11 protein-coding genes are annotated in these 10,262 nt (G+C 72.9%); 6 read left to right on the plus strand and 5 right to left on the minus strand.

What is annotated here, in order from left to right:
• Positions 1 to 10 precede the first annotated feature (10 nt).
• Complete coding sequence (locus AB0E88_RS29165; protein ID WP_361636621.1) at positions 11 to 628, plus strand: TetR/AcrR family transcriptional regulator C-terminal domain-containing protein; 618 nt, start codon at positions 11 to 13, stop codon at positions 626 to 628.
• Here the strand turns inward: AB0E88_RS29165 and AB0E88_RS29170 are convergent, their stop codons facing one another.
• A complete protein-coding gene (locus tag AB0E88_RS29170; protein ID WP_361636623.1) occupies positions 629 to 1,135 on the minus strand; it encodes a hypothetical protein in 507 nt (168 codons plus the stop codon).
• A gap of 153 nt (positions 1,136 to 1,288) precedes the next feature.
• On the opposite strand from AB0E88_RS29170, the gene AB0E88_RS29175 reads away from it, so the two are divergent.
• The 4 genes from AB0E88_RS29175 to AB0E88_RS29190 all read left to right on the plus strand — a co-directional run bounded on the left by AB0E88_RS29175 (position 1,289) and on the right by AB0E88_RS29190 (position 6,088).
• Positions 1,289 to 1,669: a luciferase family protein gene (locus tag AB0E88_RS29175; protein WP_361636626.1), complete on the plus strand. Its 381-nt coding sequence runs from the start codon at positions 1,289 to 1,291 to the stop codon at positions 1,667 to 1,669.
• Between the two features lie 95 nt (positions 1,670 to 1,764).
• Positions 1,765 to 1,953 carry a hypothetical protein gene (locus tag AB0E88_RS29180; protein WP_361636629.1) on the plus strand — a complete coding sequence of 63 codons (189 nt, stop codon included), beginning with the start codon at positions 1,765 to 1,767 and terminating at the stop codon, positions 1,951 to 1,953.
• Complete coding sequence (locus AB0E88_RS29185; RefSeq protein ID WP_361636632.1) at positions 1,950 to 4,532, plus strand: SpoIIE family protein phosphatase; 2,583 nt, start codon at positions 1,950 to 1,952, stop codon at positions 4,530 to 4,532. Before AB0E88_RS29180 ends, AB0E88_RS29185 begins: the two co-directional genes overlap by 4 nt.
• 110 nt (positions 4,533 to 4,642) lie before the next feature.
• On the plus strand, positions 4,643 to 6,088 hold the full coding sequence (locus AB0E88_RS29190) for a glyceraldehyde-3-phosphate dehydrogenase (protein WP_361636635.1): 1,446 nt from the start codon (positions 4,643 to 4,645) through the stop codon (positions 6,086 to 6,088).
• 72 nt (positions 6,089 to 6,160) lie between these two features.
• Here AB0E88_RS29190 and AB0E88_RS29195 read toward each other — a convergent pair whose 3' ends face one another.
• The 3 genes from AB0E88_RS29195 to AB0E88_RS29205 form a co-directional block, all read right to left on the minus strand.
• Positions 6,161 to 7,351 (minus strand): GNAT family N-acetyltransferase, encoded by a 1,191-nt coding sequence (locus AB0E88_RS29195; RefSeq protein ID WP_361636638.1) that lies wholly within the window; start codon positions 7,349 to 7,351, stop codon positions 6,161 to 6,163.
• Between the two features lie 219 nt (positions 7,352 to 7,570).
• Positions 7,571 to 7,984, minus strand: a complete 414-nt coding sequence (locus AB0E88_RS29200) for a VOC family protein (protein ID WP_361636641.1) — start codon at positions 7,982 to 7,984, stop codon at positions 7,571 to 7,573.
• Between the two features lie 83 nt (positions 7,985 to 8,067).
• Positions 8,068 to 8,967 carry an arylamine N-acetyltransferase gene (locus AB0E88_RS29205; RefSeq protein ID WP_361636644.1) on the minus strand — a complete coding sequence of 300 codons (900 nt, stop codon included), beginning with the start codon at positions 8,965 to 8,967 and terminating at the stop codon, positions 8,068 to 8,070.
• A 209-nt stretch (positions 8,968 to 9,176) separates the two neighbouring features.
• Between AB0E88_RS29205 and AB0E88_RS29210 the strand changes: the two genes are divergently transcribed.
• Positions 9,177 to 9,611 carry a hypothetical protein gene (locus AB0E88_RS29210; protein WP_361636647.1) on the plus strand — a complete coding sequence of 145 codons (435 nt, stop codon included), beginning with the start codon at positions 9,177 to 9,179 and terminating at the stop codon, positions 9,609 to 9,611.
• 34 nt (positions 9,612 to 9,645) lie between these two features.
• On the opposite strand, the gene AB0E88_RS29215 is transcribed toward AB0E88_RS29210, so the two are convergent.
• Positions 9,646 to 10,098, minus strand: a complete 453-nt coding sequence (locus AB0E88_RS29215; protein WP_361636650.1) for an RpiB/LacA/LacB family sugar-phosphate isomerase — start codon at positions 10,096 to 10,098, stop codon at positions 9,646 to 9,648.
• Positions 10,099 to 10,262 lie beyond the last annotated feature (164 nt).

The raw sequence follows: 10,262 nt of genomic DNA on the forward strand, positions 1-10,262 counted from the left end.
AGATCAAGACATGGGACGGCCGCGCACACCCCTGCTGGACCGGGAGCGCATCACCACCACGGCGCTGGAACTCGTGGACGAGCAGGGCGAGTTCAGCGTCCCGCAGATCGCGCGACGGCTCGGGGTGCAGACCGGCTCGGTCTACCACCATGTGGACGGCCGCGACGGCATCGTGGAGCTGCTGCGTGAGCGGGTGTCACGGGACATGGACATCGCCACGCTCGACACGCGGCCCTGGGACGCGGCGCTGGCGGCGTGGGCGCGCTCCTACCGGGCGGCGTTCGCGGCGCATCCGAGGGCGATCCCGTTGCTGATGACGAATCCCGTGCGGGCGCCCCGGGTGCTGGAGCAGTACGAGCGGGCCGTCACGGTGCTGCTGGACGCGGGTTTCCCGACGTCCGAGGTGATGCCGGTGCTGGTCGCGCTGGAGAACGTGGTCCTGGGGTCCGCCCTGGACCTCGCCGCACCCGAGGCGATGTGGGAACTGGGCGACGCCTCGGTCACCCCGCGGCTGGCCGAGGCCTTGGACGCGGCCGGCCCGCACCGGGCCGACCGCGCCTTCGAACTGGCCTTGGAGGCGTTCCTGGCCCACGCCGGACGCAGGCTTCAGGAGTGCCGGCAGGACTGATCAGCGGCAGACGTCGCCGTGCCGGACGTCCAGGACGACACGGTCCGGGGAGTGCAGCGTGTAGGCGCGGTAGTGGGGGCTGCTGTGGAAGGCGGCACCGAAGGAGACCACGCCTTCGAAGTCGCCGGTCAGCGCCACGCCCCTCAGCTGAGGCAGCCGGACGGTGGCCAGACGCGGCCCCCGGTACGCGTTCCGCCCGGCCGCGTCGTGCGCGGCGGCGGGCGACAGCCTGAGGGAGAGGAAGTGGTGCCCGGGAAGCGGTACCCGCTTGCCCGAGGCGTCGTAGCGCAGTTGACCGACCGGCGCCACGGTCACCCGGGGCACGGCGCCCCGGACGTCGATCACGAGCCGGTCGTAGGTGCAGTGACCGGCCCAGCGGGCGTTGGTGACCAGCGCGGTCCTGGGCACCGGAGAGGACTGCGGAGCGGCAAAGGCCGTGGCACCGGCCGCGGTAAGTCCGATCAGCGCGGCCACGACGGCGGCCGCACGGCGAGGAAGAGGTTGCATGACGCCCCCCGCTTTCTGACGTGGGTGAGGGGACGGAAGTGTCATCAACAGGGACATTCCACTCGGCCGTACGGTTGCACCCCTCAGGCTGCGGTTCGGTTACGTCTCGCTCACACCTTGGTGTCCGGGCCGTAAGCGCACCATGATGAGCGCATGACGTTGGCCCTGCGAGCCATGGACCGGCTGGCGAACTGGGCGGATCTCTCCGAGACCGCCCCGAGCTGCGGCAACGGGCGCGCTCTGCGTTCCGCCCAGGCCGAGATCGCCCACTTCCACACCCAGCGCGACGTGGACCTGCACCTGACCACCTGGGCCATACGGCGCTTCGAACAGGACCTCGGCAGCGCGACCGCGGTGCGGCTGGTCCCGGGGGCGCAGTGGGTGACGGTGCGTCTGGAGGTCGACACGGACATCGATCTGCTGATGACCCTGGTCAGCCTGGCCCTGCGCGCCCACCAGCGGGGCCCTGTCCCGCACGACATCCCGCCCCCTCGGTGCACGGCCCAGCCCGGGATCCCGGTCCAGCGCCGCTAGCGCGGTCACCCGACTGGGTGCCACCAGTGGGCCGGGCTCCTGCCGTCGTGCTCGGATGGAGAAGTCCCTCCCCATTCCGAACCGAGGTAGCTGAGATGCACGAGATGTGGTGCGGCGCAGACACCCGGGGTGAACCGGTGTGGCACGTCCTGACGACCGACAAGACCTCCACGCTGTGCGGAATGGAGAAACGGGAGGAGAAGCCCAAGGACCCCGACGAGACCGACAAGCACTGCTTCCCCTGCATGAAGACCTTCCAGGAGGCCGTGCAGGCGACGATGTGACCGTCGGCGCCGGAGACGACGGCGGTGCTGGTGCCGGCGGTGCCGGCACCGGAGACGGTGAGACAGCCGACGCCGGTGGGCGCGGGGCGGGTGACGGCGAGCACGCGGCCGGTGAGCCCGGCGCCGGTGACGGCGAGCGCGCGGCCGGTGAGCCCGGGGCCGGTGACGGCGAGCGCTGGGCCGTACGGGCGCATCCGGCGTACCGTCCGACTATGGGCGGCGAGCACTCCGTACGTGACAGCGAGCCGCGCCCCTCGGCGGCCGTCGGCCGCCCCGCGGACGCCGGAACGCCGGAGCACGCCTTGGACGCGGCCCTGGCCGACACGGTCCGCCGCACCGGCGCCTCCATCGGCGGCCTGTATCTGATCACCCGGCGCGAGCAGCCGGACGCCGGGCCCGAACCGGCGGACGGCCCGCACGAGGCGGCGGACGCCCCGGCCGAGGCGGCGAAGGACCGGGCGCGGGGGCGGCACGAGGAGGGGCATGCGGAGACCGGCGTGCACGGGCATGCGCGGGTCCAGGCGCGGGAGCGTACGGACACTCCCGCGGAGAAGGAGAAGAACCGCGCCGAGAGCCTGCCGCCCATGCTGCGCCTGGTGGCCCTGTGCGGGCTGCCCGAGGAGTTCACCACCCCCTGGCAGCGCCTGCCGCTGGACGCCCCCGTCCCGGTCGCGGACGCGATCCACGACGACCGGCTGGTGTGGATCGGCAGCCAGGGAGAGATGCTCCGCCACTACCCGCGAGCCGCCGCCGTGCTGCCGTACCCCTTCGCGCTCGCCGCGGTGCCGGTGCGCGGCGCGCACGGCTGCTGGGGCGGCATCGTGCTGATGTGGCCGGCGGACCACCCCCGCCGCACCACCGCCCGCGAACGCGCCCGGATCATCGCGGGCGCCCGCCGCCTGGCTCAGCTGCTCGACGACGGGCCCGACCCGCCGTCGCTGCCCGAACGCCCGCGCAGCGTCCCGGTCGACGCCGCGCACCATCCGCTGCAGACGGGCCTGGCCGCGGCGGACTACGTGGAGCGGCTGCCGTGGGGGGCCCTGTCGCTCGACCTGGAGGGCCGGATCACCTTCCTGTCCCGCACGGCCGCCCGGCTGCTCGGCCGCGGCGCCGACCGGCTGCTCGGCACCCGGCCCTGGGAGTCCCTGCCCTGGCTGGACGCTCCCGGCTACGAGGACCACTACCGCACCGCCGTCGTCAGCCGCGCCCCGGTGTTCTTCACCGCCCTGCGCCCGGCCGGAGAGGGCCTGGCCTTCGAGCTGTACCCGGACGCCAGCGGCATCAGCGTGCGCGTCACGCCGCAGAGCGGACCGCTGCCGGACGGCGCCCCGGCGGCCCCGGCCCGCCGCCCGGGCATCGCCCCCACCGGCCGCCTGTACCAGCTGGTGCACCTCGCGGCCGCGCTGGGCGAGACGGTGGGCGTGCGGGACCTGGTCACGCTGATCGGGGGACAGATCCTGCCGGCCTTCGGCGCCCAGGCCCTGGTGCTGTCGGCGGCCGACGCCGGCCGGCTGAAGATCATCGGCCATTACGGGTACCCGCCGGTCACCGTCGAGCGGCTCGACGCGCTGCCGGTCGACACCGAACTCACCCCGGCCGGCCAGGTCCTCGCCAGCGGCGCACCCGCGTTCTTCTCCTCCGCCGCCGACCTGGCGGCCGGCTATCCCCGCGCCCCGCGGATCAGCGGGAAGCAGGCGTGGGCCTTCCTGCCGCTGATCGTCACCGGGCGGCCGGTCGGCTGCTGCATCCTGTCGTACGACAGACCGCACGCCTTCACCCCGGACGAGCGGGCCGTGCTGACCTCGCTGGCGGGTCTGATCGCCCAAGCCCTGGAGCGGGCCCGCCTCTACGACGCCAAGCAGCTCCTCGTGCAGGAGCTCCAGCGTTCCCTGCTGCCGCGCACCCTGCCGACTCTGCCGGGCCTGGCGGTGGCCGCCCGGTACCTGCCCGCCGGGCACGGCGTGGAGATCGGCGGCGACTTCTACGACGTGCTGCGGCTGGACTCGCGCACGGCCGCCGCGGTGATCGGGGACGTCGAGGGCCACAGTGTCGCCGCGGCCGCCCTCATGGGCCAGGTCCGCACCGCCATCCACGCCCACGCGACCTCCGGGGCGGACCCGGGCCAGGTGCTGGCCCGCACCAACCGACTGCTCACCGACCTGGACTCCGAGCTGCTCGTCTCCTGCCTGTACGTCCATCTCGACCTGGACCGGCATCTGCTCACCCTGGCCAGCGCCGGCCATGTCGCCCCGCTGCTGCGCACCGGACCGGGGCGGGCGGAGCTGGTCGAGGTGGAGCCCGGTCCGCTGCTCGGCGTGGACACCCGGGCCCGCTATCCGACCACCTCGCTGCGGCTGCCGCCGGGTGCGGTGCTGGCCCTGTACACGGACGGTCTCGTGGAGGTCCCCGGCGCGGACGCCACCGAGGTCACCGCGGCCCTCGCGGCGCACCTCGCCGGCGCGGACCACCGCGACCTGGAGGGGCTGCTCGACGGTCTCGTGGACCGTGCGTGGCCTGCGGGCCGCTACAGCGACGACATCACCGTCCTGCTGCTGAGCGCGGGCCCGGCGCCACGGTGAACGCGGTCCCGTCAGGGGTGAAGAAGCGGTGAAGGGGACCACCTGACGGACCCCTCGGGCGGTGCGGTTAGCATATGAGCGCCACCTAGCTCGAAAGTTGGACGGAACCCGTGACTGTCAACGACGACTCGTTCACCACCTGGAACCACCGCGAGGAGATCGCGGAGTCGATGATCCCGATCATCGGAAAGCTCCACCGGGAGCGGGACGTGACGGTCCTGCTGCACAGCCGTTCCCTGGTGAACAAGTCGGTGGTGAGCATCCTCAAGACCCACCGATTCGCCCGGCAGATCGCCGGTGAGGAGCTCTCGGTCACCGAGACGATGCCCTTCCTGCAGGCGCTCACCACGCTCGACCTCGGCCCGTCCCAGATCGACATCGGCATGCTCGCCGCGACGTACAAGAGCGACGACCGCGGCCTGAGCGTCGAGCAGTTCACCGCCGAGGCCGTCGCCGGCGCCACCGGCGCGAACAAGATCGAGCGCCGCGAGGGCCGCGACGTCGTGCTCTACGGCTTCGGCCGCATCGGCCGCCTCGTCGCCCGCCTGCTGATCGAGAAGGCCGGCTCCGGCAACGGCCTGCGCCTGCGCGCCATCGTGGTGCGCGGCGGCGGCGCCCAGGACATCGTCAAGCGCGCCTCGCTGCTGCGCCGCGACTCCATCCACGGCCAGTTCCAGGGCACCATCACCGTGGACGAGGAGAACAGCACGATCCTCGCCAACGGCAACGAGATCAAGGTCATCTACGCCAACGACCCGAGCGAGATCGACTACACCGCGTACGGCATCAAGAACGCGATCCTCATCGACAACACCGGCAAGTGGCGGGACCGCGAGGGTCTCTCGCAGCACCTGCGTCCGGGCGTCGACAAGGTCGTGCTGACCGCCCCCGGCAAGGGCGACGTGCCGAACATCGTGCACGGCGTGAACCACGACACGATCAAGCCCGACGAGCAGATCCTGTCCTGCGCCTCCTGCACCACCAACGCCATCGTGCCGCCGCTGAAGGCGATGGACGACGAGTACGGCGTGCAGCGCGGCCACGTGGAGACCGTCCACTCGTTCACCAACGACCAGAACCTGCTGGACAACTACCACAAGTCCGAGCGCCGTGGCCGCAGCGCGCCGCTGAACATGGTCATCACCGAGACCGGCGCCGCCTCGGCCGTCGCCAAGGCCCTGCCGGACCTCAAGGCGCGGATCACCGGCAGCTCGATCCGTGTGCCGGTGCCGGACGTGTCGATCGCGATCCTCAACCTGCAGCTGGCCCGCGAGACCACCCGCGAGGAGGTCCTCGACTACCTGCGGGACGTCTCGCTGACCTCGCCGCTGCGCCGCCAGATCGACTTCATCAGCGCGCCCGACGCGGTCTCCAGCGACTTCATCGGCTCGCGGCACGCGTCGATCGTGGACGCCGGTGCCACCAAGGTCGAAGGCGACAACGCGATCCTCTACCTGTGGTACGACAACGAGTTCGGCTACTCCTGCCAGGTCATCCGGGTCGTCCAGCACGTCTCGGGCGTCGAGTACCCGACGTACCCCGCCCCGGCGGTCTGATCCCGCCCGCACGGCAGCGACGAGGCCGGCGCCCTGTTCCGGGGCGCCGGCCTCCGGCATGCGGGGCCGGCCTCAGTCCGTTCCGGACGCCGCCGTCGAGTCGGACGCCGCGACCGGGCCGGGCACCCCGATCCGGCCGGGCACCGCGATCCGGTCGGGCGCCGCCTTCTGGGCGCGCAGGGCGCCGACCGTCCTCAGCAGGCGATCGGCCGGCTCGCGCAGGGCGGGGTGGGCGAGCACGGTGTTGCGCAGCCCCCGCACCGGTCTGCGCACCATCCGGTGGGCCGCGGCCACCGGATGGGCCCGGGTGGCGAAGCCCTCGGCGACGCGCAGATCACGGGTCTTGAGCCAGTCCTTGTACTCCTTGTCGCCGCGGCCCCAGTCGACCAGCCGCACCCCCTCCCGGCGGGCCGCCTCGGCGAGGCGCAGATGCATCATGAGGCCCGGCGAGTAGCGGTGGAAGCCGGGGTCGTACGCGGTGAACCAGGCCGCGAGCACCGTGCGCGAGCGCGGTCCGAAGTGCACCGCGACCGGCCGCTCCCCCGCGTAGAGCACGGACATCACGCCGGTGAAGTACGCCTCGCGGACCTGGAACAGGTACTCCACCAGGTCGACGATCCACGGCCGGGAGAACCGGTCCATCCGGCCCGTGCGGCGGTACTGGGCGGACTTCCACCGCATGAGCGTGCGCAGCACCTCGGGGTCGCGCTCGTCGAAGACGAAGCGGACCTCACCGGCGTCCCGCCCCAGCCGGCGCTCCTTCTTCAGGGTCGTCCTGGCGTGCCCCGGGTAGGTGGCGCGCAGCCACTCCGGGTAGCTGTCGTCGCCGTACTCCAGGTCGATCACCGGGGAGGCGAAGGTGCCGGTGACCGACGCCTCGAACGGCTTCTGGTCCGCGACGAGGTGATCGAACTCGAAGCTGGCGAGCCCGCAGGCCCGCAGCAGGTCCTGGGTGTCCCAGCCGACCCCGGGCCGGTGCACCAGGGCCTGGCAGTCGGACAGGCCGAGCCCGATCGCCCGGCCGACGCCGAGGGTGCCGCGCTCGTACGGGAAGAACCCGACCGGCTCCCCGTCCTCGTGCAGGACGGCCACCCGGGCCCCGCCGCGGAACCTGCCGACGCCGATCGCGAACTCGGGCGCCAGAAAGGGGTTGGCGTACTCGGGTGACTCGTCCATCGCCCGGTGCCACGCCCGTCTCAGGGACTGCGTCAGCTCGCCCGTTCTGTGGATCGTGATCTCCGCGGCGCTGCTGACGGATCGCATGCGATCGCTCCCCCATCCCCCGTGACGCCGACGGCCGCGAAGCGGACTTCTCGACCATGACCAAACGTCGCGGGAGTATGCGCACGTTGTCAAGGCTTTGTGGCGTATTGGCACAACTGCGGGGGCCGCGCCGGACGGTGACGGTGGGTCGGCTCGGATGTGCCGCGGTGAACGGGGGCGGCGACGGCCTGCCGCCCGGCGTGAAACCGGCCGGGCGGCTCAGCCCTGCGACTGGGCGATGTTCACCATCCAGGGCACGCCGAACCGGTCGGTGCACATGCCGAACACATCGCCCCACATCTGCTTCTCCAGCGGCACCGACACCGACGCGCCGGCCGACAGCTTCTCCCAGTAGCCGCGCAGCTCGCTGTCGTCGTCGCCGCTGATGCTCACGGAGTAGTTGTCGCCCGCCCTGTGCTGCATCTCCGGCGGGGTGTCGGCGCCCATCAGCGTGAAGCCGGCGGGCGTCTCCAGCATGCCGTGCATGATCTTGTCGGCCTGTGCGGCGTCCGGGTGGCCGAACTCGCCGTAGGTGTTCATGGTGAGCGTGCCGCCGAAGACGTCCTTGTAGAACTCCAGCGCCTGCCGGGCGTCGCCGTCGAAGCTGAGGTAGGGGTTGAGACGCGAGGCCATGGGAACCTCCCCGAATCGGGCGAATGGTCAGTTGTCCGCAGACTAGCTCCGGGCACTGACAACGGCCCGTCGGATCGTGGTGATCACGGCCGGGTCAGCAGGGTCAGGCCCTCGGGGGCGGCGATGCCGAACCTCCGGTCCAGGACATCGCGGGCCTCGGCGTCGTCCGCCAGCTCGCGCTCGGTGACGGTGCCGTCGGGGCCGGTCGCGGTCAGCAGCCGGTCGTCGAGGGAGAGGTGGCCGCCGTCCGGGGTGAGCCGCTGCACGTGGAGGCGCCGGCTGAACGGCGAGCGCGGGTTGGTGGCGATGTGCCAGTTGATGACCTCGAAGTCGGGGTGTTCGAAGGGCTCGACGGTGAAGGCGTACTGCGCCTCCCAGCCGTTGCCGGCGCCGTCCGGGGCCTCGGTGCGCTCCGGCCCCCCGGACCGCTCCGTGGCCTCGGCCTTCGCCGGCCGGTGGGCTTCGAGCACCCACATCGGCAGCGGTCCGCCGTGCGGGACCTGGAGCAGCCGATGGCGCCGCCCGGCGTCGCGGAACTCGGTGCCGGCCGTGAGCGGAACGGCCTCCAGCAGCGCGCCGAGCGCACCGAACCCGACGTCGGCGAGGTACGGCTGTGCATCGTCCGGGGCCTCGGCGAGCAGGGCCATGTGCGTGCGGGGGCGGCTCGTCAGCCGGTCGGCACCCACCACGACCCGGGCCGCCAGCCGCGTCACCCGGAATCCGAGCGCCTCCAGCGCGTGGGCGAACAGCGTGTTGTGCTCGTAGCAGTACCCGCCGCGCCGGCTGCCCAGCAGCTTCGCGGTGAGGTCGGCGATCGCGAGGGACGGCGCGGTGCCCCCGAGGGCGTCCAGGTTCTCGAACGGGACGGACCGCAGGTGGGCGAGGTGCACGCCCCGCAGGGTCGCGGCGTCGGGGCGGCGCTCCCCTTGCCATCCGATGTGCTGGAGGTAGGTGTCGAGGTCGAACGGGGCGGTCTCAGGCATGTCCTCACCTTAGGGATCACTGCCCGCTCCCGTCTGTCGGTCCCTGGTCCGGCCTCCGGCTGCGACTTTCGCCCTGGTCCCGGCCCGTGCGACCCCGCCGCACGGGGCCTCGGACGCGTCGGTCACACTCGTGAGCCGGGATGTGTGCACGCACCTCCGGGGCGTCGGGGGTGCGTGCGCCGGTGCGGACGAGCCTTCGGAGACCCCCTGTGAACGCAGTACCGGCCGCGGTGGCGGGCGCCGCCGTCTTCACCTGGCTGGGCATGGTGCTGGCCATCTCGTTCCTGGAGGCGCCGCTCAAGTTCCGCGCGCCGGGCGTGACGGTGGCGCTGGGCCTCGGCATCGGCCGTCTGGTCTTCCGCGCGCTGAACATCGCCGAGGCGGTCCTGGCCACCGCCGTCGTGGCGGCGGTCGCCGTGGGATCGCCCGGCGCCGCGATCGTCACGCTCACCGCGGTCGCGGTGGTGCTGCTGGTGGTGCAGCTGGCCGCGGTCCGCCCGGTGCTCAACCGGCGCAGCGACCGGATCCTCGCCGGTGAGCAGGCGCCCCGCTCCCGCGCCCACCACGCCTACATCGCCCTCGAACTGCTGAAGGTGATCGCCCTGGTCGCGCTGGGCGTGACGGTACTGGCCTCGGCCGCCTGAGCCGAGGTCACCCGTCCCGCCCGGGCGCCGCCGGTCACGCCTCCCGCGCGGCGTCCAGCCGGCCGACGCGGGCCAGGTTCTCGCGGTCCTCGGCGTCGTCGCCGGCCTCGGCCGCGAACCAGGCGTCGAGGATCTCCTTGAGCAGCGGTTCGGACGTCAGGCGCAGGCTGAGGGCGAGCACGTTGGCGTCGTTCCAGCGGCGGGCGCCGTCCGCGGTGTAGGCGTCGGTGCACAGGGCGGCCCGTACGCCGGGCACCTTGTTGGCGGCGATCGAGGCGCCGGTGCCGGTCCAGCAGCACACGACCGCCTGCTCGGCCCGCCCCGCGGCGACTTCCCGGGCGGCCGCCTCCGAGCACGCCGCCCACTGCGGGTCGTCACCGGGGCGCAGCGCCCCGTACGCCGCCACTTCGTGGCCGCGCCGTCCCAGCTCGGCGACCAGGGCGCGGGCCACGGGTTCGTCCATGTCCGAGGAAACGGAGATCCGCATGGTCCGGAGCCTACAGCGGCCCGGGCGCGCGGTGCCCGGCCCGCGGACGGGAAGGCCGTTCAGTGGCCGGCCGCGTCGCCCTGGGCCACCTCGATGTCCTGGTGGACTCCGATCGCGCCGGTCGCCGCGGTGGTGCAGGACAGCAGCGCGCAGGCGGTGAGCAG

Origin of the sequence: Streptomyces sp. NPDC028635, assembly GCF_040637635.1 — a bacterium.
Taxonomy (GTDB): Bacteria; Actinomycetota; Actinomycetes; order Streptomycetales; family Streptomycetaceae; genus Streptomyces.

Coding starts and splice junctions, on each gene's coding strand:
- AB0E88_RS29195 (WP_361636638.1), bottom strand. CDS start 7,351: ATGCGATCCGTCAGCAGCGCCGCGGAGATCACGATCCACAGAACGGGC.
- AB0E88_RS29200 (WP_361636641.1), bottom strand. CDS start 7,984: ATGGCCTCGCGTCTCAACCCCTACCTCAGCTTCGACGGCGACGCCCGG.
- AB0E88_RS29215 (WP_361636650.1), bottom strand. CDS start 10,098: ATGCGGATCTCCGTTTCCTCGGACATGGACGAACCCGTGGCCCGCGCC.
- AB0E88_RS29205 (WP_361636644.1), bottom strand. CDS start 8,967: ATGCCTGAGACCGCCCCGTTCGACCTCGACACCTACCTCCAGCACATC.
- AB0E88_RS29165 (WP_361636621.1), top strand. CDS start 11: ATGGGACGGCCGCGCACACCCCTGCTGGACCGGGAGCGCATCACCACC.
- AB0E88_RS29170 (WP_361636623.1), bottom strand. CDS start 1,135: ATGCAACCTCTTCCTCGCCGTGCGGCCGCCGTCGTGGCCGCGCTGATC.
- AB0E88_RS29175 (WP_361636626.1), top strand. CDS start 1,289: ATGACGTTGGCCCTGCGAGCCATGGACCGGCTGGCGAACTGGGCGGAT.
- AB0E88_RS29180 (WP_361636629.1), top strand. CDS start 1,765: ATGCACGAGATGTGGTGCGGCGCAGACACCCGGGGTGAACCGGTGTGG.